Here is a 22,835-nt window from a genome sequence, read left to right as displayed (position 1 = left end):
ATTGCGTTGACCGTCGTCTGAACATCAGGAGCAGGGTTAGATGACAACGATTGCGCTGTTCGGTGCCGGCGGAAAAATGGGTTACCGCCTGTCGACCAACTTTCGCGGGTCGCCTTACACAATCCGCCATGTCGAGATCAGCGAAGCGGGCAAGGAGCGGCTGAAGACCGGGCTCGGCATCGACACCTTTAGCGTCGACGAGGCGCTCGCGGGCGCCGACGTGGTCATCCTGGCCGTTCCCGATACACATATCGGCAAGGTGGCGGCCAGCATCGAAAGCAAGCTGGCGCCGGGTACGATGGTCATTGTGCTCGATGCCGCGGCGCCCTTTGCCGGTCATCTGCCCAAGCGTTCGGACCTGACCTACTTCGTCACCCATCCTTGCCATCCGCCGATCTTCAACGACGAGACCGACATGGCGGCCAAGAAGGACTTCTTCGGCGGCGTCAAGGCCAAGCAGCATTTCGTCAGCGCCCTGATGCAGGGTCCGGAGGAAGACTACGCCAAGGGCGAGGAGATCGCCCGGATCATCTGGGCGCCGGTGATGCGCTCGCATCGGGTCACCGTCGAGCAGATGGCGCTGCTCGAGCCCGGCCTTTCGGAAACGGTTTGCGCCTCGCTGCTCGTCGTCATGAAGGAAGCCCTCGACGAGGTCGTGGCGCGCGGCGTCGACCGGCAGGCGGCGCTCGACTTCCTGCTCGGCCACATGAACGTGCTCGGAGCCGTCATCTTCGGCGAAACCAAGGGCGTGTTCTCGGACGCCTGCAACAAGGCGATCGAATTCGGCAAGCCGGTGCTGATGCGCGACGACTGGAAGCGCGTTTTCGAGCCGGAGGAGATCGCAGCCAGCATCCAGCGCATCACCTGACGCGTCGATCCGTTTGCCTTTTGAAAAGGGCAGCCGGATGGAAGTCGTGCATCAGATACATATCACCTGAATTAGTGATTGACTCATCATACCAGTTAGCTTTAGCTGTCCAGGCTCGGATTGCTGGGACGAGCGGAGGAGGATGGCGGGACCGGCAGCGAGGCCAGGTTCGGATAAACGCCGGCAAAGGCGTTCAAGATCCGAGCGGCGCGGCCTGCACCGCCTGACGAATTCAGACAAATGGCCTCGGTCGTCCGGGGCAGGTTTTTTCAACGGGAGGACTTCATGAAACTCACTCGCAGAATGACGCTTGCAGCTTTCGCCGGCGTGCTTGCACTCGGCGGCGCGATGCCGGCCTATGCGGCGGACCTGATCGCCATCATCACGCCTTCGCACGACAATCCGTTCTTCAAGGCGGAAGCCGTCGGCGCCGAGGCCAAGGCCAAGGAGCTCGGCTACGACACGCTGGTGCTGGTGCATGACGACGACGCCAACAAGCAATCGGAACTGATCGACACTGCGATCGGCCGCGGCGCCAAGGCGATCATCCTCGACAATGCCGGCGCCGACGCAACCGTTGCCGCCGTGCAGAAGGCCAAGGACGCCGGCGTCCCGTCATTCCTGATCGATCGCGAGATCAACGCCACCGGCGTCGCTGTGGCGCAGATCGTTTCCAACAACTACCAGGGCGCCCAGCTCGGCGCGCAGGAATTCGTCAAGCTGATGGCCGAGAAGGGCAATTTCGTGGAGCTGGTCGGCAAGGAGTCCGACACCAATGCCGGCATCCGCTCCAAAGGCTATCACGACGTCATCGACGACTATCCGGACCTGAAGATGGTGGCGCAGCAGTCAGCCAACTGGAGCCAGACCGAAGCCTATTCCAAGATGGAATCAATCCTGCAGGCCAATCCCGACATCAAGGGCGTCATCTCCGGCAACGACACGATGGCGATGGGCGCCTATGCGGCACTTGCCGCCGCCGGCCGCAAGGATGTCATCGTCGTCGGTTTCGACGGCTCGAACGACGTGCGCGACTCCATCACCTCCAGCGGCATCAAGGCGACGGTGCTGCAGCCGGCCTTTGCGCAGGCGCAGATGGCCGTCGAGCAGGCCAGCGATTTCATCAAGAACAAGAAGTCGCCCGAGAAGGAAAAGCAGCTCATGGACTGCGTCCTCATCAACGGCGACAATGCGCCCAAGCTGGAGACCTTCGCGCTCAAGAACTGAGTCGGCGCGATCGAAGCTGCGAGGGGCGAACGCTCGTTCGTCCCTCGCCTCCATTTCATTATCCGAGTGCTTTTTGACCGCCATGCCGAACAAGTTGACCTGGCTGACTCTTGGGCTGCCCCTTGCCGCGCTCGCAGGCCTCAGCCTGAGCGCCTGCAAAATACTGCCGACGCCATCGGCGCAAGGCGGCGGTAGCGACAACAGTTCGGCCTTCAATCCCGACAAGAGGGTCAAGGATATCTGGGCCTCGAAGGTCATCCCCTATCTGCAGCAGAAGGCTGGGCCGTTTGCCGAAGTCCATGCGCTGGCGAAGACCGATCCAGCCGCCGCCGGCGCAAAATACGGCAATCCGAAGAAGCAGGCGAATTCGCCGTGGACCTTCGCGGTGCGCGTCGAAGGCAAGATAATCGCCGCCAACACGCAGTCGCGCGCGGCAACCATCGATGTCGACGTCGATGGCGACGGCAAGGCGGATGCGCGGGTGCAGATCGGGCCGGCGATGCGCGGAACCGCCATTCGCGACAGCCTGGATTTCGTGCAGTTCAACGACTTCACCAACCAGATCGACTTCGCCCAGTTCGGCAAGGCCTTCAACGCCTATGCCGACAAGATGGTGCTGTCCAAGCTGTCGCGCGACGGGCTGGAGGGCCGGACCGCCAAGGTGCTCGGCGCCTACACGATCGAAAGCGCCCAGAACCTGCCGCTGGTGACGCCGGCGGAGGCCGAGATCGGGCCGAAGCCATGAGTTCCTCGCCCGGTCACGACGTCATCCTGAAGCTGGAGGATATCTCCAAGGTCTATGCCGGCACCGTTGCGGTCAAGCATGCGAAATTCGAGGTGCGCAAGGGCGCGGTCAACGTGCTCGTCGGCGAGAACGGCGCGGGAAAGTCGACGCTGATGAAGATCATCGCCGGCGTCGAGCAGCCGACCGCGGGCCGCATCCTGCTCGACGGCAACGAGGTTTCGTTCTCATCGTCGGGAGACGCCGTCGGCCGCGGCATCGGCATGGTGTTCCAGGAGCTGAACCTGTTCGGCAATCTCTCGGTCGCCGAGAACATTTTTGCCACGCGCGAGTTGACCAACGCCTTCCGCAAGATCGACCACAGGGAGCAGGAACGGCGCGCCGCCGAATTCCTGGAACAGCTCGAAGCCGGCATAAGACCCGACATGCTGGTCGAGGACCTGCGCATCGGCCAGCAGCAGTTGGTCGAGATCGCCAAGGCGGTCTCGCTTGACGCGCGCATCCTGATCATGGACGAGCCGACCTCGGCGCTGAGCGCGGCGGAAGTCGAGATCCTGTTCAAGGTGATCGCCGACCTCAAGGCGCGCGGCGTGGCGATCGTCTACATCTCGCACCGGCTGGAAGAGCTGATCCGCATCGGCGACTACATCACCGTGCTTCGCGACGGTCGCATCACCGGCCAGGAGCAGATGCGCAACGTCGACACGCAGTGGATCGTGCGGCAGATGATCGGCTCCGACGCCAAGGATTTCGCCAAGGCCGACGGCCATGTCCCAGGTGACGAGGTGTTCCGCGCCGAGGAAATCTGCCTGCCCCGCGTCACCGGCGGACTTGCGGTCGACCATGTCTCGCTCTCCTTGCGCGCTGGCGAGATCCTCGGCATCTACGGATTGATGGGCGCCGGACGCAGCGAGCTGTTCGACTGCATCATGGGCCGCCACGGCCAGGCAAGCGGCAGGATCTTCATCGACGGAAAGCAGGTCAAGGAGCGCGACACGGCGCGACGCATCCGGCGCGGCCTGGCGCTGATCCCGGAAGACAGGCAGCGCGAGGGACTGGTGTCGATCCTGTCCGTCGCCAGCAACCTGACGTTGGCCAGCCTGTCGCGCTTCGTCAGCCTGTTTCATATCCGTGGCGGCGCCGAGTGGCAGGCCGTCACGCAAATGGTGCGCGAGCTGGCAATCAAGGTTGCCGACCCGGCGCAGGAAGTCTCGTCGCTGTCGGGCGGCAACCAGCAGAAGGTTGTGATCGGCAAGGCGCTGCTCACCGGGCCGAAGGTGCTTTTGATGGACGAGCCCAGCCGCGGCATCGATGTCGGCGCCAAGGCCGATGTCTTCCGCACCATGCGCAAGCTTTCGCGCGATGGGCTGGGCATCCTCTTCGCCACCTCGGATCTCGACGAGGTGATGGCGCTGTCCGACCGGATCGCGGTGATGAGCAACGGAAAGCTGACGGGCATGTTCGAACGCGCCGAGGCGACGGAAGCGGCGATCGTCGCGGCATCGGCGCTTGGCCATGGACCCGTGCACGGAGAGCAACGCCGATGACCGACATTCCAGCCAAGGCTGCCGCGCCACCCACATCCAGCGGCTCCGTGCTGCTGACGCTGATGAAGCTTAGGACCTTCATCGCGTTGATCGCCGTGCTGGTCTTCTTCTCGATCGCGGCGCCCAACTTCCTGTCGGCCGCCAATCTGATCCTGATGGCCAAGCACGTCGCGCTGAATGCCTTCCTCGCCATGGGCATGACCTTCGTCATCATCACCGGCGGCATCGACCTGTCGGTCGGCTCGATCGTCGGCCTGTGCGGCATGGTCGCCGGCTATCTCGTGCTCAATGGCATCGACCTGCAATTCGGCTACACCGTCTATTTCAACGTCGTCGAGATCGCCCTCATCACGCTTGGCGTCGGCATACTGATCGGTGCCGTCAACGGGTTGCTGATCACCAGGCTCAACGTCGCGCCCTTCATCGCCACGCTCGGGACACTTTATGTCGCGCGCGGCCTTGCGCTTTTGTCGTCGGACGGCCGCACCTTCCCCAACCTCGTCGGCAAGCCGGACCTCGGCACCACCGGCTTCGGTTATCTCGGCGCCGGCCGGCTGCTCGGCCTGCCGGTCTCGATATGGATCCTCATGATGGTGGCGCTGGGCGCTGCCTATCTCGCCAGGTACACGCCGCTCGGACGGCACATCTTCGCGGTCGGCGGCAACGAGCGCGCGGCGCGGATCTCGGGTGTGCGGGTCAACATGGTGAAGATGTTCGTCTACATGTTCTCCGGCTTCTGCGCGGCGATCGTCGGCCTCATCATCTCGTCCGAGCTGATGGCCTCGCACCCGGCGACAGGCGAGAGCTTCGAGCTCAACGCCATCGCAGCCGCCGTGCTCGGCGGCACATCGATGTCGGGCGGCCGTGGCACGATTGGCGGCACGATCGTTGGCGCCTTCGTCATCGGCATCCTTTCCGACGGGCTGGTGATGATGGGGGTGAGCTCGTTCTGGCAGATGGTGATCAAGGGTCTCGTCATCATCGTCGCGGTCGTCGTCGACCAGGCGCAGCGCCGGCTGCAGAGCCGCGTGACGCTGATGCAGATGGCGAAGGCGGGCTGAGCATGGCGGAATTGCGCGGAGCGCTGATCGGCTGCGGCTTCTTCGCCGTCAACCAGATGCATGCCTGGCACGACATCGACGGCGCTTCGATCATGGCGATCTGCGACCGCGACCCCGCGCGACTCAGGATCGTCGGCGACCAGTTCGGCATCGAGCGGCGCTACACCGATGCGGCTGCGCTGTTTGAAGGCGAGACGCTCGACTTCGTCGACATCGCGACCACCGTCGGCAGCCATCGGCCGCTGGTCGAGATGGCGGCCGCGCACCGCGTTCCGGCAATCTGCCAAAAACCATTCGCGCCGACGCTTGCCGACGCCAAGGCCATGGTGAAGGCCTGCGCCGACGCCGGCGTGCCGCTGATGGTGCACGAGAACTTTCGCTGGCAGTCGCCGATCCAGGCGGTGCGCGCCGTGCTCGACTGCGGCGAGATCGGCAGGCCGTTCTTCGGACGCATCTCGTTCCGGTCGGCCTATGACGTGTTTTCCGGGCAGCCTTACCTGGCGACGGGCAAGCGCTTCATCATCGAGGATCTCGGCATCCATATCCTCGACATCGCCCGCTTCCTGCTCGGCGATGTTTCGAACCTCACCGCGCGCACCGCACGCGTCAACCCCGGCATCTCCGGCGAGGACGTGGCAACGATGCTCATGGACCATGAGGGCGGCGCCACCTCTATGGTCGATTGCAGCTATGCGACGAAGCTTGCCGCCGAGCCGTTCCCCGAGACGCTGATCGAGCTCGACGGCAGCGACGGCACGATCCGGCTGGCGCAGGGCTACCAACTCACGGTTACCGGCAAGAGCGGCACCACGGTCAGCGACGTCTCGCCGCCGCTGCTTTCCTGGGCGTCGCGGCCCTGGCACAACATCCAGGAAAGCGTCGTTGCGATCCAGAAGCACTGGGTCGACTGCCTGACGACGGCCAAGGAGCCGGCGACGTCCGGCGCCGACAATCTCAAGACTTTCGCGCTGGTCGAGGCCGCCTATGCCGGTGCCGCCAGCCGGCAACCGGTGCGGATCGACGACCTGCTCTAATGACCAAAGATCCCTTCCTCCTCTGCGGCACGCACGCGGTCGACGCCGAACCGGTTCGGCTCAGCGCCGGCCTGCTCAGCGCCGATTTCGTCAACGGCAATCTGCGCACCATCCGGCATGGCGGCATCGAGGTGCTGCGCGCCATCGCCTATATCGTGCGCGATCGTGACTGGGGCACCTACGAGCTGGCGCTGGAGGATCTGGTCATCGAACAGAGCGATGACAGTTTCTCGGTGCGCTACTCGGCACGCTGCGAAGGACCGGGCGGAAGCCGGCTCGGCTTTGGCGCCAAGATCGAGGGCGATGCCGACGGCCGTCTCAGTTTCGATGTGAGCGCGCTGCCCGAAAGCGATTTCGAGACCAATCGCTGCGGCTTCTGCATCCTGCATCCGATCGCCGGCCTCGCCGGCAGCGCGGTCAAGGTCGAGCATACCGATGGCAGCGTGATGGACACGAAACTGCCGCTGCTGATCGACCCCTGGCAGCCCTTCAAGGATATGCGCGCCATCACCCATCAGGTCCGTCCAGGCGTCAGAGCCGAATGCCGGATGGAAGGCGACACGTTCGAGATGGAAGACCAGCGCAACTGGTCCGATGCTTCCTACAAGACCTATGTGCGGCCTCTCGCTCTGCCCTGGCCCTATGTGCTGCCGGTCGGCCAGCCGATGCGCCAGACCATCACCTTGCGCATCACCGGCGACTCCCAGGTGACTGCCGCGACAACCGGCGCCGAGCCGGTCCGCATCGAGCCCGGCGAGACCGGAGCGAAGCTGCCCGATGTCGGTGCGGTCATTTATCCGGAGGATGTCGAGGCGGCTTTGCACGAACTACCGCTGCTGTCTGAGCTTGGCCCGCAGCAGCTTCTCCTCCATTACGACCCGACGCGTGGCCACGGCCTTGATGCCTTGCGGGCTCATGCCGAACTAGCCGCCGGGTTCCCCGCCAAGACGACCCTCGAATGCGTCGTCGCTTGCGCCGGCGATCTCGACATTGAACTCTCGGACATTGCCGAGATGGCGCGCCGGGCAGGCTTGAGATTCGATGCCATCGCGGTCTCACCTTCGGTCGACCGCCAGTCGACGCCGCCCGGCAGCGTCTGGCCGGCTTGTCCGCCGTTAGAAGATGTCTACGCCGCAGCCCGCCGCGCCTTCCCCGGCATCCGGCTCGGCGGCGGCATGTTCAGCTATTTCACCGAGCTCAACCGTAAGCGCGTTCCCGCCGGTTTGCTTGATTTCGTCACCCACTGCACCTGTCCGATCGTGCACGCCGCCGACGATCTTAGCGTCATGCAATCGCTGGAGGCGCTGCCTTTCATCACCCAGTCGACACGGGCGATCTACGGAGCGAAGCCCTATCGCATCGGACCCTCGACCATCGCCATGCGGCAGAACCCCTATGGCGGCGCGACCAAGGAGAATTTTCGCGGCCAGCGCATTGCCATGGCCAATCTCGATCCGCGCCATGCCGGTTTGTTCGCTGCCGCCTGGACGATCGGCTATGCCGCGCGCGTGGCGCCGGCCGGGCTGGAGATGCTGACGCTCTCCAGCTTCACGGGGCCGTTCGGCGTGCTGGCGGCAGCTAGCGAATCCGCCGAGGAAGGAACGCCTCGGCCGATCTTCCACGCGGTGCAAGGCCTCGCCGCGCTGGCCGGCCATGCGCATATCGCTGCGGGCGTCAGCGACGATCGCGTGGCCGCGCTGGCGGGCCGCTCGCCAACCGGCGCCGTCACAGCCTGGCTGGCAAACATCACCGCGGACGACGTGCCCGTCGACGCCTCGGCGCTAGTTCGCGGAGCGGCAGCTCCGGTCACGATCTGGGACGGAGCGGGTGCGCGCAGGCTCGACCCAGGCGCAGCTTCAGGACGCCTGACGATGCCGGCCTATGCCATAGCCAGGATCGGCTGAAGGAAGCTACTTCCCGGAGTTCATCACGTAGAGGGCGCGCGAGCGTTCGAGGTGCTTGATCATCGCCTTCTCGGCGCCTTCGGCATCCTTCTTCTCGATGCAGCCGATGATCTCCTCGTGCTCGGTCAGGGTGAACTTTTCCTTGCCGGTCCAGATCAGCATCTCGGTATGATATTCCTTCAGCCAGCCGAGCATCGCTTCGCTGACCGCGACATAGATCGGATTGCCCGAAATCGCCGCGATCTGAGTGTGGAATCGCATGTCGGCGGAGATGAACGCCTCGGCGTCGCCGCGCGCGGCGCGTTGCTCGGCGACGGTTGCCCTGAGCCGCTGCACGTCCTCGGGCGTCGCCTTCTCGGCGGCTTCCCTGACCATGCCGCGCTCGAAGAAGATGCGCGCGCTCTTCAGGTGCTCGAGTGTGTCCTTCGACGACGATAGGATGATCTTGGCGGCGCCGTCGACCTGCTTGATGATCGACTTGGCGGTGAGCTGCAGCACCTTGGCGCGCTCGCCATGCGAGATGGCGACGAGACCCATGTTGCTCAGCGCCTGCATCGCTTCACGGATCGCCGGCCGGCCGACCTCGAAGCGCTCCATCAGTTCGCGTTCGGACGGCATGTCGTCGCCCGGCTGCAATTCGCCGCTGGTGATCAGCCGCTTCAGCCTGACAAAGACTTCGTCGGAAAGCTTGCGCCGGACGATCGGTTCCGAACGGTTCATCGCCGCGAATCACTCCCTTGACCCAGTCCTAATCTAGCACCGCAGCCGCAATTTCCGGAATGCCCGTCGCCCTATCGCATGGCGCTCAGCCGGGCAGGATATTGCTTGCAATGCTTATGTACTCATTATACCAGATTTCGAGCGCAGGGAATTCTTTTCCTGCCTTTCGACTGGGTACGGCCGGCCATGATCACCCTCACCTTTCGCATCGAGACCGCAGGGAGCATCGAGGCGCTGGCGGCCAAGATCGCCAGCGACCAGTCGACCGGCACCTTCGTCGCGTTGCCTGGGGAAACCGAGGAGCTGAAGGCACGGGTGGCGGCGCGCGTTCTGGCGATCCGGCATTTGCCGGACGCGGCGCAACCTTCGATACCCGAGGGCGGCATCGGTCCCTTCAGGCGCGCCGACGTCGACATCGCCTTTCCGTTCGACGCGATCGGCACCGATCTCGCGGCGCTGATGACGATTGCGATCGGCGGCACCTATTCGATCAGGGGCATGTCCGGCATCCGCGTCGTCGACATGAAGCTGCCGGAGGAATTCAGGGGCGCTCATCCCGGCCCGCAGTTCGGTGTCGCCGGCAGCCGCAGGCTGACTGGCGTCGAGGGCCGCCCGATCATCGGCACCATCGTCAAGCCGGCGCTGGGTTTGAGGCCGCATGAGACGGCCGGGATGGTCGGCGAGCTGATCGAGGCCGGTGTCGATTTCATCAAGGACGACGAGAAGCTGATGAGCCCGGTCTATTCGCCGCTGTCGGAGCGGGTCAAGGCGATCATGCCGCTGATCCTCGACCATGAGCAGAAGACCGGCAAGAAGGTGATGTACGCCTTCGGCATCTCGCACGCCGATCCCGACGAGATGATGCGCAACCACGATCTGGTGCTTGAAGCCGGCGGCAATTGCGCGGTCATCAACATCAACTCCATCGGCTTCGGCGGCATGGCGTTCCTGAGGAAGCGCTCCGGCCTAGTGCTGCACGCGCATCGCAACGGCTGGGACATCCTCACGCGCCATCCGGGCCTCGGCATGGATTTCAAGGTCTGGCAGCAGTTCTGGCGGCTGCTCGGCGTCGACCAGTTCCAGATCAACGGCATCGCCTCGAAATACTGGGAGCCGGACGACTCATTCATCCGCTCCTTCGAGGCGGTGACGACGCCGCTGTTCTCGCCTGGTGATTGCGCCCTGCCGGTGGCGGGCTCCGGCCAGTGGGGCGGACAGGCGCCCGAGACCTATGAGCGCACGGGACGCACAGTCGATCTCCTCTATCTCTGCGGCGGCGGCATCGTCAGCCATCCGGACGGGCCGGGCGCCGGCGTGCGCGCCGTTAAGCAGGCGTGGCAGGCAGCGGTCGAAGGCATTCCGCTCGAGGACTTCGCCAGGAGCCATGTCGAGCTGGCGCGCTCGATCGCGAAGTTCGCCGACGGCAAGGCGGCTTGAGCATGCAGGACCTGCTCCTCAGCTATTATGGCGACGACCTCACCGGCTCGACCGACGTCATGGAAGCGCTGGAACTCGGCGGCGTGCCGACCGTGCTTTTCATGCGCAAGCCGGATGCCGGACTGATGGCACGCTTCGCGCATTGCCGTGCCGTTGGGCTTGCCGGAACCAGCCGCAGCGAAACGCCGCAATGGATGGACACGCATCTTGAAGAGGCTTTCGCCTGGCTGAAGACGCTGCAGGCCGAGATCTGCCACTACAAGGTCTGCTCGACCTTCGATTCCAGCCCGACGATCGGCAGCATCGGCCGGGCGATCGAGATCGGCCGCGCGGTGTTCGGGCAAGCCTGCGTGCCGCTGGTGGTCGGCGCGCCGCAGCTCAAGCGCTACACCGCATTCGGCCATTTGTTCGCGGCCTATCGCGACAGATACTACCGCATCGATCGCCACCCGGTGATGAGCCGCCACCCGGCGACGCCGATGGATGAAGCCGACCTCCTGGTGCATCTGTCACGTCAGACGGAACTGGCCTCGGGACTGCTCGACCTGGCGACGCTGCAATCACCGTCGCGATCGGACGCCCTGGACCGCCTTCTCGGAGACTGCAGCATCGTGCTTATCGATGTCGACAGCCGCGAAACGCAGGCGCTCGCCGGCAAGGAAATATGGCGCAGCCGTAAGCCGGGCGGGCACTTCGTCGTCGGTTCCTCCGGCATCGAATATGCGCTGCTTTCCGAATGGGCGGGGGATACCGCTCCGGGCAGCGGGGTGTTCCCGCCGCCGGGAGCCGCCGACCGCATCGCGGTGGTGTCGGGCAGCTGCTCGCCGACGACGGAACGGCAGATCCGGCATGCGATGGGCGACGGTTTCGACGGCATCGAGGTCGACCCGCTCGAGCTGGTCTCGGAGCGTTCCGAGAACGCGATCGCGCGCGCCGCAGCGGCCGGCAAGGCCAGCCTGAAAGCCGGGCGCAGCGTGATCCTTTATACGGCGCTTGGCCCGACGGCCGATCGCGGCGCCGAGATCGACCGCCAGGAAGGCGCCCGCCACAAGCTCGGCCGCGGTCTCGGCGAACTGCTTCGCGCGCTGACGGTGGACCAGACGTTAAAGCGTGTGATCATCGCCGGCGGCGACACGTCGAGCCATGCGCTCGGCCAGATGGGTGTCGATGCGCTGACGGTCAGGATGCCGCTGCCGGCATCTCCCGGCTCGCCGCTTTGTGTGGCTCATTCGAGCTTCGAGGCGATCGACGGGCTGGAGGTGGCGCTGAAGGGCGGGCAGGTCGGAACCGATCGCTATTTCTCGGCCATCCGTGACGGTCTCGGCGGGTGAAAGCGCCGTGCCGTACTCACCCGCATTCGGCTCTGCGTCGGACAATTGCGCCGAACTCATCGCATGCCCGCATATCGACGGGTTGTTCATCGGACGTGCCGCCTGGCAGGTTGAGGGCTATCTCGACATCCTATGCTTCGCCAAAATATGAAGGAGAGGTCATGAAGCTTGCAATTGCGGGAGACAGCGCCGGCGAGGGCCTGGCCAGGGTCCTGGCCGACCATTTGAAGGACAGGCACGAGGTGTCGGAAGTGTCGCGCACCGAAGCCGGCCCTGACCCGTTCTACGCCAATCTGTCCGACCGCGTCGCGAACGACGTGCTGGCCGGCAAATACGACCGCGCCATCCTGATCTGCGGCACGGGGATCGGCGTCTGCATCTCGGCCAACAAGGTGCCTGGCATCCGCGCGGCGCTCACCCACGACACCTACTCCGCCGAGCGCGCCGCGCTATCGAACAATGCCCAGATCATCACCATGGGCGCGCGGGTGATCGGGCCTGAGCTGGCCAAGGCGATCGCCAATGCCTTCCTCAAGGAGACATTCGATCCGAAGGGGCGCTCGGCCGGCAATGTCGCCGCCATCGATCAAGTCGACGCCAAGTACAACGCTCGCTGACCCCTCGATACTTCCCGCTTCGCGACCTTGGCTGGACCAGAAGAAGAACGATTCCACGCAGCCGCGAAACGCTCTAGTCTCATGGTCGAGGACCATGCAGGGAGATGCCAATGAACCTGACGCAGAAGCTGATCAATGACGGCAATGCGGCGGTCGACGAAATGCTGGCCGGCATCCTGGCCGCGCATCCCGAGCATCTCTGGCGTCCGGACAACGCGCCGCGTGCGGTCGTCGCCAGGCACGGTCCACGGACCGGCAAGGTTGCGCTGGTGATCGGCGGCGGCTCAGGCCATGAGCCGACCTTCCTCGGCTATGTCGGCAGGGGCCTGGCGGATGCCGCCGCGATCGGCAACGTCTTCGCTTCGCCCCCTCCGCAGCCGGCGGTCGACGCGGCGATGGCCGCGAGCGGCGGCGCCGGCGTCCTGTTCATGTATGGCAACTATGCCGGCGACGTGATGAACTTCGACATGGCCGCCGAGCTGCTGGAGATGGAAGGCATCGAGGCCCGCACGGTGCTGACCACCGACGACATCGCGTCGGCGCCGCGCGACCAACGGCAAAAGCGCCGCGGCGTGGCCGGCAACGTGTTCATCTTCAAGGCGGCGGGTGCGGCCGCCGACATGATGATGCCGCTGGACGAAGTGGAGCGGATCGCCCGTCATGCCAACGACCGCACCTTCACCATGGGTGTGGCGCTCTCGTCCTGTTCCCTGCCGCAGACGCGGCGACCAAGCTTCGATCTTCCCGATGGCGAGATGGAGATCGGCATGGGCATCCATGGCGAGCCCGGCGTGCGGCGCGGGCCATTGCGTTCGGCCAACGATGTCGCCGACGAGATCATGGATGCGATCCTGGCGGAAATGAAGGCGCCGGCCGGCGATCGTGTCGCGATGCTGGTCAACTCGCTCGGCGCGACGCCGCTGATGGAACTCTACATCCTGAACGCCCGGATCGCGGAACGCCTGAAGGCTGCTGGGCTCGTCGTTCACAAGACGCTTGTCGGCCCCTACTGCACGTCGCTCGACATGGCCGGAGCGTCGATCACCATCATGCATCTCGATGACGAATTGCAGCGCATGATCGACCATCCCTGCGACTGCGCCATGTTCCGGAGTTGAGCGCGATGGAGTTCACGACCGGGGATTTGAAAGCCCTTTTCGGCGCCTTCTCCGTACGAATGGCGACCGAGCGCGACAGGCTCTGCGCGCTTGACGGGGTGATCGGGGACGCCGACCACGGCATCGCCATGGAACAAGGCATGAAGGCAGCGGCCGACGCAGCCCGGGCAGCCGAGGGCACGCTGCAGGATGTGTTCAATGCCGCCGCCAAAGGCTTTCTCAACGCGGTCGGCGCCTCCTCCGGGCCACTCTACGCGACCGCCCTTCTGCGCGCCGGTAAGGCCGCGGGTCCGCGCGGATCGATGCCGAGCGGCGAGTTGCGGACCGTCATTGCGGCGATGCGCGACGGCATCGTGCAGCGCGGCAAGGCGGAACCCGGCCAGAAGACGATGCTCGACGCCTGGGCTCCGGCCGCGGACGCGGCAGTCGATGGCCAGGATGCCGACGCCATAGCCGCCGCTGCCCGCCAGGGTGCGGAAGCGACACGCGACATGATCGCAACCGTCGGCCGCGCCGCGCGCCTCGGCGAGCGCTCGCTGGGCCATCCGGACCCCGGCTCGGTTTCGGCCGCAATGCTGGTCGAAGAAATCTGCAATGCGATGAAGACCGCTTAGGCGCCGCTTCTGCCGGCCGGATCTCCAACCAAGGAAAGCGGCGGTGCGTGGCGTTCCGCAGGTCGTTCAACCGGCCCCGCTCAACTGCGCGTTCGCCACCGTACCTTTTCGGCGAAGGCCTCCACCTCTCCTTGGCGAGGTTCCTTGCCGGTGTGCGTGAGCAGGTAGGCCGGCGTCAGGAAGAGACGGTTGCTTACCGGCTCGACGATCTCGAGCGAGTAATAGCCGATTTGCGTGAAGTACAGCACGCGCGCCCGCACGAACGCTTCCGTGGCTTCATAGCCGTGCCGTGAAAACATCGCCCGGATGGCATCGACCCGCGCGTCGTCCTCCTCGTTCACGATCCGGTGCACTTCGGCGGACTGTCGCGACCAGGCGCGCACTGCGAAATCCAGCCGCGGATTGAACAGCGATTCATCCAGCCAGCACTCGAAGACATTGAGCACGGCCTGCGTTATCGTCGCGGCGGGCCGGCCGGCCTGCTCGACGATGAAACGGGTGTTGTTGTTGCGCCAATAGTCCAGAAGCTGATCCAGCAGGTCCTGGCGGCTCTTGAAATACCAGTAGAAGCTGGAGCGCGAGACGTTCAGCTTCTGCCCAAGCGCGAGCACGCGCACCGCTTCAACGCCCTCGGAGATCAGCGTCTCGAGCGCGAGCTTCATCCAGTCCTCGCGCGTCACCTTGGTGTTGCCGATCAGACCGGACCGTCGCGCGACTTCATCAAAACTGGAATCGGAAGGCATAGCGAGCCGGCCAAGATTTAGACGCCGGCTAGATAGACGCGAAACCGCGCCACTACAATCCTGATGATTGTTCGAGCCATTCCCACAGGTAAGGCGCGAAACCGCGGTCGACGTGGAGGCGCCCCCGATTGGCATTGCCGAACCGGTAGAACAAGACATTGACGCCGGCAAAGAGCACGGAAGCCGAACGGCTGGCTTGCCCCGGATCGAGCGCCGTGGCCCTGGCGACCAGGCCGGCCAGGCCCGGCCCCTCGATCTCGAACACATGGAGCCCGGCATCCATGACCGAGACCGCGAACCCGGCCTCATACCAACCGGCCGCGATGGGAAACGCCTGTTCGCCGACGGCGAGAACGCGATCGCGTGCGATCCGCACCATGTAGCTGTCGCCGCTGGCAACCGCGCCGGCTCCGACGCCCTCGCCGGCGAGGCCGGATGCCAGCGCCCAGGCCGCCAGATCGCCGCTGACCAAAAGCTGGTTCAATCCGCCCAGCGTGCGCACGCTGACCTCGTCCTTGTCTAGCACCGCCGTCGCCCAGTCCGGCGCCGACGGCCATTTTTCGGCAAGGTTACGCATGCAGGCGCCTCCCCTCCGGATCGAAGGCGCAGGGCGCGACTATGGTTGCCTGCCGCACGACGCCGAGATGTTGAACGTCGATCGTCTCCCCATGCCGCGCGGCGCCGCGTTCGATGAGCGCCAGCGTGACCGGGCGCCCCAGGGTCGGGCTCTGATAGCTGGAGGTGACGAAGCCGATGCTTCGAGGACGGCCCTCTCTCTTCTCCACGCCATGCGCGCCGGTCGCCAGCGGCGCCTCGCCTTCGCGGACAGCCAGGCCGACAAGCTGATTGCGATCGGATCTGTTCGCCGCTTCGGTGAAAAGCGAACGCCGGCCGACGAACTCATTAGTCCGCTTGGTCCGTGGCCCCGCGACGCCCAGGTCGTGCGGCATGGTGTTGCCGTCGGTGTCCTTGCCGATGACGATGTACCCCTTCTCGGCGCGCAGGATCATCAGGGATTCGAGCCCGAGCAGAACGGCGTCGAAGGCGCGGGCCTCCTGCCGCATGCGTTCCCACAGCGCCTCGGCCCGGTCGGCGCGGATGGAGATTTCGTAGCTCCGGTCGCCGGTGAAGGAGACCCGGGCGATGCGCACCTCGTCGCCGGCAAAGCGGCCGGCGCTGACCGCCATGTGCGGCAGGCTGGTATCGTCCAGCGCGGCACCCAGATCGAGCGCTTCCATCAGCCCGCGCGCGTTAGGGCCTGACACGGTCAACGTCGCGTATTGCGCGGTGGCGTTGTGGATATAGACCGCATCGCGACCAAAACGATCCTGCCGCCACTCTTCCAGCCGAGCATGGACGGCGGCGACATGCGACGACGAGCAAGAGACGATGAAGCGATGCTCGTCGAGACGAACCAGCACGCCGTCGTCGAACACGACGCCATTTTCCGACAGCATGAAGCCGTAGCGGCAATGGCCCGGATTCAGGGTCGACATGGTGTTGTAATAGATGAAGTCGACGAATTCAGCCGCACGCGGGCCGATCACCTCGATCTTGCCGAGCGTCGAGCCGTCGAAGAGTGCGACCGACTGGCGGGCGCGCCGCGCTTCCTCCTGGATCGCGGCCCTGGCTTCTCCGTTTCCGTAACAGGCAGGCCTCAGCCAGCCGCCATATTCCTGGAACACCCCGCGTGCCGCGCGATGCTTTGCCTCCAGCGGCAGGCGGCGGACCGGAGCGTGCATGCTGCCCCGGCGCGATCCCGCCAGGCTGGCAAAGGGCACAGGCGTGAATGGCGGCCGGTAGGTCGTGGTGCCCACTTCCGCGATGGCGCGGCCGGTAACCTCGGCCAGCAGCGCCAGGCCGTTCAGGTTCGATGTCTTGCCCTGGTCCGTCGCCATGCCGAGCGTCGTGTAGCGCTTCAGATGCTCGACGGAGACGAAATTCTCCCGCGCCGCAAGCTCAACGTCCTTGGCTGTGACGTCGCTCTGATAGTCGATCCAGACACGGCCTTTGGCCTTGGGCTTCGGCCACAGGCCGACAACGCCTAGCGTCGCCTCAACTCCTGTGCTGTGAGGCACCGGCGACGACGATGAGCCGAACCCATCGAGAGCCGCCGTGCCGCTGGCCAAGGTTTCGGAAAGCGAGACCGTGCCGGCCAAGGCGCCGGCCACGCCGATCCCGTCGACAGCCTCTCCCGGAACGAAAGCCGTGAGTTGATCGCTCCAGGCGAGCTTACCCTTCGCCTGCGAGAACAAATGCACGGTGGGCGTCCACCCACCGGAGACAAGCACGCAATCGGCCACGAGGGTCGTGCCGTCATCGAGCAGCACACCCTGGACGGTGTTGTGTCCGCGCGCCGCCGCGACCGTACGCCCGGCCAAGACGCGAATACCCGTTCCCATCTGCGCGCCGCCCTCGCGCCGGCAATCGACCACCGTCACCAAGGCGCCGGCCGCCGCCAGCGCCGAGGCCGGCTCATAGGCGTTGTCGTTGTTGGTCGCGACCACGATCTCGCGGCCGACTAGCACACCGTGCCGGCGCAGATAGGCAAGTGCTGCATCGGCGGAGAGAATGCCCGGAAGATCGTTGTTGGCGAACGGAACGGGCCGCTCGATCGCTCCCGTCGCCAGCACGATGCGTCGCGGCCGCACGCGCCACAGCGTGTCGGGCCGGCCGTCGTGGTGCCGCTGATTGAGCGCGACCAGATTGTGATCGTAGAGGCCGAAGGCGGTCGTATCGCTCAGCATGAGGTGGCCGCCGCTGTTCAGCCTGGCTACGATTGCCTCGGCCCACGCCGTCCCTTCGACACCGTCGACTTCGCCGGCGCGGTGGCGAAGCGATCCGCCGGGATGCGTCCGGTCGTCGACCAGGATGACCGAGTGCCCGGCCGCGGCCGCGCCGGCAGCCGCGGCGAGACCTGCCGGTCCGGCGCCAACCACCAGGACGTCGCAGTGATGATTGATCTGGGCCGAGACCTGACGCGGCTTCCAGTCGCGGTCGACGACACCAAGTCCGGCCATGGCGCGGATGCGCGGCTCGAACAGGTGCCAGTCCGGCCACATGAAGGTCTTGTAGTAGAAGGCGGCGGGCAGGAAGCGGGCAAAGCGGTCGAGCACCGCGTTGCGGTCGGCCAGCGCCGTCGGCGACGCGTTGACGCTCTTGACGACGAGGCCGTCCTTGGCCGGCACGGTCGTCGCCCGCGCATTCGGCACGCGGCCGTCGGCGCTCTCGACGTCGACCAGCGCGTTGGGTTCCTCGACGCCGGAGCCCCAGATGCCGCGCGGCCGATGATATTTGAAGCTGCGGCCGACAACGGCCTGGCCACTCGCCAGCAAGGCAGAGGCGATCGTGTCGCCTGCGAAGCCCTCGACGCGCCTGCCGTCGAAAGTGAAGCTCAGCGGACGGGCGCGATCGATGTCGCTGCCGCCATCGGCGAGACGGGAAGCGCTCATGCGCCGTGCTCCGATTTGCCGAGCGTGGAAGAACCCGAGACCTTGTGATTGACGCTGTCGCGGCTCATCGCGAAGAACTCGCCGCAAGTCAGATGCACCCAGATCTCGCGGCCCGGGCCCTTCGGATTGTCGCGCATATGGAGATAGCCGGCCCAGCGCTCGGCCGTCACGTCGCCGCCGTCGGGCCTCAGGTTGCCGGCCTCGCCGCCATAGTGAAATTCGCTTTCTTCGCGCGGCCCGCAGAACGGACAGGGAAAGAGCTGCATCTTTTTCTACACCTTCAGTGGGCAATGCCGGAGCCGGCCGCCTCGTCGATCAGCCGGCCGCGGGCGAAGCGGTCGAGATCGAACGGCCGGCTGATGTCGTGGTGACTGCCGGTGGCAAGCAGATGGGCAAGCAGCGTGCCGCCGGCGGGAATCGCCTTGAAGCCGCCCGTGCCCCAGCCGCAATTCAGGAAAAGGCCGGGCAGCGGCGATTCACCGATGATCGGCGAGGAATCCGGGACGACATCGACGATGCCCGCCCATTGCCGCATCATCTTCAACTGGCCGAAGATCGGGAACATGTTGAGCATGCCGGCGATCACGGCTTCCAGCACCGGCAGGTTGCCGCGCTGGCCATAAGACGGGATGCGGTCGAGCGCGCCGCCGATGACCAGCTCGCCCTTGTCGGACTGGCTGACATAGACGCCGGTGTCCGGCGAGATCACCACCGTGTCGAGGATCGGCTTGACCGGCTCGGACACGCAGGCCTGCAGCGCGTAGGAATTGACCGGCAGCCGAAACCCCGCCTTCGCCGCCAGCACCGACGAATGGCCGGCCACCGCCATGCCCGTACGCTCGGCGCGGATTTCGCCGCGCGACGTGACGACGCCGCGGCAGCGTCCGTTCTCGATGATGAAGTCGGTAATCTCGCAGTTCTGGATGATGTCGACGCCAAGACGGCTGGCGGCGCGCGCGTAGCCCCAGGCGACGGCGTCGTGTCGGGCGGTGCCGCCGCTAGGCTGCCATGTGCCGCCATAGACCGGATAGCGGGCATGCGGGCTGAAATTGTAGATCGGCACGACGCGACGCACGTCCTCGATCGAGAATATTTCGCAGTCGATGCCGTTGACCTGGATGGCGTTGACGTTGCCTGCAGCGGTCTCCATTCCCGCTTCGCTGTGCGCAAGGGTGAGGATGCCGCGCGCGGAAAACATCACATTGTAGTTCAAGTCCTTCGAGAGCGTCTTGTAGAGGCTATGGGCCAGCCCGTAGATCGCCGCGCTTTCGGGATAGAAGTAATTGGAGCGCACCACGGTGGTGTTGCGGCCGGTGTTGCCGCCGCCGATCCAGCCCTTCTCGAGCAATGCCACGTTGGTGACGCCGTGGTTCTTTGCGAGATAGTAGGCCGTGGCGAGGCCGTGGCCTCCGCCGCCGATGATGATGGCGTCATAGCGCGGTTTCGGATCGGGGGAACGCCAGGCCTTTTCCCAACCGGTCTGGCCAGCGACGCCTTCCTTGAAGAGTGAAAGCGCTGAATAGTGTCTTGTCATGCGCTCAAGCCCCGCATCATCCCGCGACTGGCATTGCAACGGCGCGAAGGGGCTTTGAGAACGCAGCGTCGGCGGTGCAATGCCAAACCCGCGCAATCAGCTCGTCCCGCCTCGAAGGTCCATTCCATTCCGTTCCACTGCGGATCGACGAAGGCCGTCCGACCTCGCGAAGCGCGAACTTAGCTTGAATGTACACCTGTGTCCATTGGCGATCGAGCCAACGCGTCGCATGGGCGCGGCACTAGGGATCTGGCCAAAGTGAAATGCATTTGCGTGCACCGGGCGGATGGCGGATTTCATTTGCTTGGTGATCCCCCATCGATAGTGCAAACTGCCTGCCGGGCTGTCAGGAGGAGCAATGAGAGCACGCGCAGCGACGGTCGGAGACCTCGAGGATGTTTTCCGTGGCCTGTCCAAGCGAATGTCGGACGAGTACCTGGCGGCCGGCAAGGACAGCAAGGCCGCGTACGACAACCTGATGATGAACCTCAAGGAAGGCCGGGCGCATGCGCTGGTCGAGGGCGACAAGGCCGTCGCCATCATCGCCTGGCATGAGCATGGCGACGCGGCCGACACGCTGTTTGCCGCGCAGGAGGACTTCTTCAGGGCGGCGACGGTCCGCTTCTGCAGGCGTCACATCCGCCACATCCAGGCGCTCGCCGGCAACCTTCCCGTCCATTCCCGCAGCTGGCTGCGGGGACCGGACGTCGCAAGATGGTTTCGGGTGATCGGCTATGTCGAGCGAGGACGGGAGGACGGGGCGACGCTGTTCGAGCTGCCGCCGGCCCCTGGCGGCTGAGCAGCGCCGACGGGACGTCCCCGGATTCGTCGGCGCGCCGCTTCTCCCCCTGACAGCTGTGCCTTGAGCCGCCTTCGCTTCGGCTATCGTCGGTTCACAAACCGAACCACCTTGACCGCCGGCTAGAGCCGAAAGTCTCTTTGTCGGCGCGCAGCGCCACCGAAGGCTCATAGTAGTTGCCGGTTGGCGCGGGACCCGAGAAGAAATCGACCTCGACCTTGCCGATGCGGCCGCCGCCGAACTCAATGTAGCAGGTGCCGAAGCCGTCATAGAGCGTGCCGCTGCCGCTCCTGCGGAGCTTGGCGATGAGCGCGCTGGCGACGGCGCGCGCGGCGCCCTCGGCGAATACGCCGGCCTTGGGCGTGCCGGTGTTGGCGCCGTCGCCGACGGCGTAGACGTTCTCATACTTCGTTTCGAGCGTGCGCGGGTTGACCGGGATCCAGCCGTTCTCCGACATGCCGCTTTCCAGAACCACCAGCGGGACGCGATGCTTGGGAACGCCGAGGAAAAGGTCGAACGGCATTTCGGTGCCGTCGTCGAGCACTGCCGCGTTGCGTGCGTTGTCGACCGAGGCGACGCGACGGCTCGGGATAAACTTGATGTCGCGCTCGGCGAAGGCGGCAAGCAGTGCCCTCGAGGTGTCGGGCGAAGGCGGCACCGGACTGCCGAGCGGCAGCACCAGCGATATCTCGCAGGCCTCGCGCACACCCTGTCGCACCAGATAGTCATGCAGCATCAGCACGCATTCGCTTGGAGCCGGCGGGCATTTGTAGGGCGCGCCGCAGACGCCGACCATCGCCCTGCCCTTCTTGAAGGTCGGCAGCACATCACGCAGCCGCTCCGCCCCGGCAACGGTATAGAATTCATTGATTTCCGACAGCCCGGGCGTGGCCTCGAAATCATATTCGGCGCCAAGCGCCACGATCAGGTAGTCGGCATCGTAGACGCCGTCATCGGTGGTGACCCGCCGCTTTTCCGGATCGATCGCGATGATGGTGCGCTTCAGCAAGCGCACGCCGGGCTTGGCGTAGCGGTTGTAAGGCAGGCGCACCGCCTCCGGCGCCTTCAGGCCGAACATTACGTCAAGCTTCGAAAAGCCGAATACGAAGGTGTCGCTCTTGTCGATGAGCGTGACGTCGATGCCGTCGCCCATCGCCTCGGAAAGCAGCGTCGTCAGTTCCAGGCCGCCAAAGCCTGCCCCCAGGACGACGATGCACGGTTTATTTGCAGTGCTCATCTTGGTTCCCCACGTCTTGGCGCCATGCCGAGGCGCCGGATTGAATTTGCTTATTGTCTTTGCCAGGGCGGCGAGGACGCGCGTCTCCGATGCTCTCGCCGCCGATGCCCGCCGCCCAAACCTTGACGCCAGAGCTGTCAGGTCAGCACAGGCTGCGGCACGATGCGGATGTACGGCTTCGGTTCCTTCCAGCCCTGCGGATAAAGCTGCTTTGCTTCATCGTTCGACACCGAACCCGCGATGATGACCTCGTCGCCGGGCTTCCAGTTGACAGGCGTCGCCAGGCGGTGCTTGGCCGTCAGTTGCAGTGAGTCCACCACGCGCAGCACCTCGTCGAAGTTGCGGCCGGTCGTCATCGGATAGGATATGACGAGCTTGATCTTCTTGTCCGGGCCTATGACGTAGACATTGCGCACCGTTTGGTTTTCGGCGGCGGTGCGGCCGTCGGCACTGTTGCCGGCCGAAGCCGGCAGCATGTCGTAGAGCTGCGAGATAGCGAGCGTCGGGTCGCCGATCATCGGGAAGTTCGGCGCCATGCCTTGCGTCTCGGCGATATCCTTCGCCCAGCCGGCATGCTTCTCTACCGGGTCGACGGACAGGCCGACGACCTTGACGCCGCGCTTGTCGAACTCGGGCTTGAGGTGCGCCATGTAGCCGAGCTCGGTGGTGCAGACCGGCGTGTAGTCCTTGGGATGCGAGAACAGGATTCCCCAGTCCTTGCCCAGCCATTCGTGGAAGGAGATCGGACCTTGCGTGGTGTCGGCGGTGAAGTCGGGGGCGATGTCTGCGATACGGAGTGACATGGTTATTTCCTTTCCGGTTCGAATTCGATTGCGAGGGCATATTAGGA

At 65.1% G+C, this 22,835-nt stretch carries 21 protein-coding genes and 1 pseudogene; 14 read left to right on the top strand and 8 right to left on the bottom strand.

Features of this window, described 5'->3' with window-relative positions; genetic code table 11:
• Nucleotides 1–40: 40 nt before the first annotated feature.
• The 7 genes from EH240_RS04260 to apnL all read left to right on the top strand — a co-directional run bounded on the left by EH240_RS04260 (nucleotide 41) and on the right by apnL (nucleotide 8,383).
• Nucleotides 41–868, top strand: a complete 828-nt coding sequence (locus tag EH240_RS04260; RefSeq protein WP_124996163.1) for a phosphogluconate dehydrogenase C-terminal domain-containing protein — start codon at nucleotides 41–43, stop codon at nucleotides 866–868.
• Between the two features lie 285 nt (nucleotides 869–1,153).
• Nucleotides 1,154–2,095 carry a D-ribose ABC transporter substrate-binding protein gene (locus EH240_RS04255; protein WP_124996162.1) on the top strand — a complete coding sequence of 314 codons (942 nt, stop codon included), beginning with the start codon at nucleotides 1,154–1,156 and terminating at the stop codon, nucleotides 2,093–2,095.
• Nucleotides 2,096–2,177: 82 nt separating this feature from the next.
• Nucleotides 2,178–2,840: a DUF2291 family protein gene (locus EH240_RS04250; protein ID WP_124996215.1), complete on the top strand. Its 663-nt coding sequence runs from the start codon at nucleotides 2,178–2,180 to the stop codon at nucleotides 2,838–2,840.
• Entirely contained in the window at nucleotides 2,837–4,384 is a 1,548-nt protein-coding gene (locus tag EH240_RS04245) for a sugar ABC transporter ATP-binding protein (protein WP_124996161.1), read from the top strand. The genes EH240_RS04250 and EH240_RS04245 overlap by 4 nt, the downstream gene beginning before the upstream one ends.
• On the top strand, nucleotides 4,381–5,445 hold the full coding sequence (locus EH240_RS04240) for an ABC transporter permease (RefSeq protein WP_124996160.1): 1,065 nt from the start codon (nucleotides 4,381–4,383) through the stop codon (nucleotides 5,443–5,445). Before EH240_RS04245 ends, EH240_RS04240 begins: the two co-directional genes overlap by 4 nt.
• Before the next feature lie 2 nt (nucleotides 5,446–5,447).
• Nucleotides 5,448–6,479: a Gfo/Idh/MocA family protein gene (locus EH240_RS04235; protein WP_124996159.1), complete on the top strand. Its 1,032-nt coding sequence runs from the start codon at nucleotides 5,448–5,450 to the stop codon at nucleotides 6,477–6,479.
• A complete protein-coding gene (gene apnL / locus EH240_RS04230; protein ID WP_124996158.1) occupies nucleotides 6,479–8,383 on the top strand; it encodes a D-apionate lactonase in 1,905 nt (634 codons plus the stop codon). The genes EH240_RS04235 and apnL overlap by 1 nt, the downstream gene beginning before the upstream one ends.
• Before the next feature lie 6 nt (nucleotides 8,384–8,389).
• On the opposite strand, the gene EH240_RS04225 is transcribed toward apnL, so the two are convergent.
• Nucleotides 8,390–9,103: a transcriptional regulator NanR gene (locus EH240_RS04225; RefSeq protein WP_124996157.1), complete on the bottom strand. Its 714-nt coding sequence runs from the start codon at nucleotides 9,101–9,103 to the stop codon at nucleotides 8,390–8,392.
• A gap of 186 nt (nucleotides 9,104–9,289) precedes the next feature.
• On the opposite strand from EH240_RS04225, the gene oiaX reads away from it, so the two are divergent.
• The 6 genes and pseudogenes from oiaX to dhaL all read left to right on the top strand — a co-directional run bounded on the left by oiaX (nucleotide 9,290) and on the right by dhaL (nucleotide 14,220).
• On the top strand, nucleotides 9,290–10,540 hold the full coding sequence (gene oiaX, locus EH240_RS04220; RefSeq protein ID WP_124996156.1) for a 3-oxo-isoapionate-4-phosphate decarboxylase OiaX: 1,251 nt from the start codon (nucleotides 9,290–9,292) through the stop codon (nucleotides 10,538–10,540).
• Between the two features lie 2 nt (nucleotides 10,541–10,542).
• Complete coding sequence (locus EH240_RS04215; protein WP_124996155.1) at nucleotides 10,543–11,871, top strand: four-carbon acid sugar kinase family protein; 1,329 nt, start codon at nucleotides 10,543–10,545, stop codon at nucleotides 11,869–11,871.
• 43 nt (nucleotides 11,872–11,914) lie between these two features.
• A pseudogene (locus EH240_RS04210) lies at nucleotides 11,915–12,022 on the top strand (triose-phosphate isomerase); the annotation flags it as partial.
• A 10-nt stretch (nucleotides 12,023–12,032) separates the two neighbouring features.
• Entirely contained in the window at nucleotides 12,033–12,488 is a 456-nt protein-coding gene (derI, locus tag EH240_RS04205; protein ID WP_124996154.1) for a D-erythrulose-4-phosphate isomerase, read from the top strand.
• A 104-nt stretch (nucleotides 12,489–12,592) separates the two neighbouring features.
• The gene (locus EH240_RS04200) at nucleotides 12,593–13,606 is read left to right on the top strand and encodes a dihydroxyacetone kinase subunit DhaK (RefSeq protein WP_124996153.1); all 1,014 of its coding nucleotides are present in this window, start codon (nucleotides 12,593–12,595) and stop codon (nucleotides 13,604–13,606) included.
• Between the two features lie 5 nt (nucleotides 13,607–13,611).
• Nucleotides 13,612–14,220: a dihydroxyacetone kinase subunit DhaL gene (gene dhaL, locus EH240_RS04195; RefSeq protein WP_124996152.1), complete on the top strand. Its 609-nt coding sequence runs from the start codon at nucleotides 13,612–13,614 to the stop codon at nucleotides 14,218–14,220.
• 80 nt (nucleotides 14,221–14,300) lie between these two features.
• Here dhaL and EH240_RS04190 read toward each other — a convergent pair whose 3' ends face one another.
• The 5 genes from EH240_RS04190 to EH240_RS04170 form a co-directional block, all read right to left on the bottom strand.
• Nucleotides 14,301–14,882, bottom strand: a complete 582-nt coding sequence (locus EH240_RS04190; protein ID WP_245435822.1) for a TetR/AcrR family transcriptional regulator — start codon at nucleotides 14,880–14,882, stop codon at nucleotides 14,301–14,303.
• Nucleotides 14,883–15,015: 133 nt separating this feature from the next.
• Nucleotides 15,016–15,540 carry an aminomethyltransferase family protein gene (locus tag EH240_RS04185; protein WP_124996150.1) on the bottom strand — a complete coding sequence of 175 codons (525 nt, stop codon included), beginning with the start codon at nucleotides 15,538–15,540 and terminating at the stop codon, nucleotides 15,016–15,018.
• Complete coding sequence (locus EH240_RS04180; RefSeq protein ID WP_124996149.1) at nucleotides 15,533–18,415, bottom strand: sarcosine oxidase subunit alpha family protein; 2,883 nt, start codon at nucleotides 18,413–18,415, stop codon at nucleotides 15,533–15,535. Before EH240_RS04180 ends, EH240_RS04185 begins: the two co-directional genes overlap by 8 nt.
• Entirely contained in the window at nucleotides 18,412–18,681 is a 270-nt protein-coding gene (locus EH240_RS04175; protein ID WP_124996148.1) for a sarcosine oxidase subunit delta, read from the bottom strand. The genes EH240_RS04180 and EH240_RS04175 overlap by 4 nt, the downstream gene beginning before the upstream one ends.
• A gap of 14 nt (nucleotides 18,682–18,695) precedes the next feature.
• Nucleotides 18,696–19,949 carry a sarcosine oxidase subunit beta family protein gene (locus EH240_RS04170; protein ID WP_124996147.1) on the bottom strand — a complete coding sequence of 418 codons (1,254 nt, stop codon included), beginning with the start codon at nucleotides 19,947–19,949 and terminating at the stop codon, nucleotides 18,696–18,698.
• Nucleotides 19,950–20,307: 358 nt separating this feature from the next.
• Here EH240_RS04170 and EH240_RS04165 point away from each other — a divergent pair, with 358 nt between their 5' ends.
• Nucleotides 20,308–20,748: a hypothetical protein gene (locus EH240_RS04165; protein ID WP_124996146.1), complete on the top strand. Its 441-nt coding sequence runs from the start codon at nucleotides 20,308–20,310 to the stop codon at nucleotides 20,746–20,748.
• A gap of 94 nt (nucleotides 20,749–20,842) precedes the next feature.
• Here EH240_RS04165 and EH240_RS04160 read toward each other — a convergent pair whose 3' ends face one another.
• Nucleotides 20,843–21,985 (bottom strand): NAD(P)/FAD-dependent oxidoreductase, encoded by a 1,143-nt coding sequence (locus EH240_RS04160; protein WP_124996145.1) that lies wholly within the window; start codon nucleotides 21,983–21,985, stop codon nucleotides 20,843–20,845.
• 137 nt (nucleotides 21,986–22,122) lie between these two features.
• Nucleotides 22,123–22,788: a peroxiredoxin gene (locus EH240_RS04155; RefSeq protein WP_124996144.1), complete on the bottom strand. Its 666-nt coding sequence runs from the start codon at nucleotides 22,786–22,788 to the stop codon at nucleotides 22,123–22,125.
• Nucleotides 22,789–22,835: the final 47 nt, after the last annotated feature.

This window comes from Mesorhizobium tamadayense, from assembly GCF_003863365.1.
In the GTDB taxonomy this organism is placed as follows: domain Bacteria; phylum Pseudomonadota; class Alphaproteobacteria; order Rhizobiales; family Rhizobiaceae; genus Mesorhizobium; species Mesorhizobium tamadayense.
This window is presented reverse-complemented; position numbering and strand designations above follow the sequence as displayed.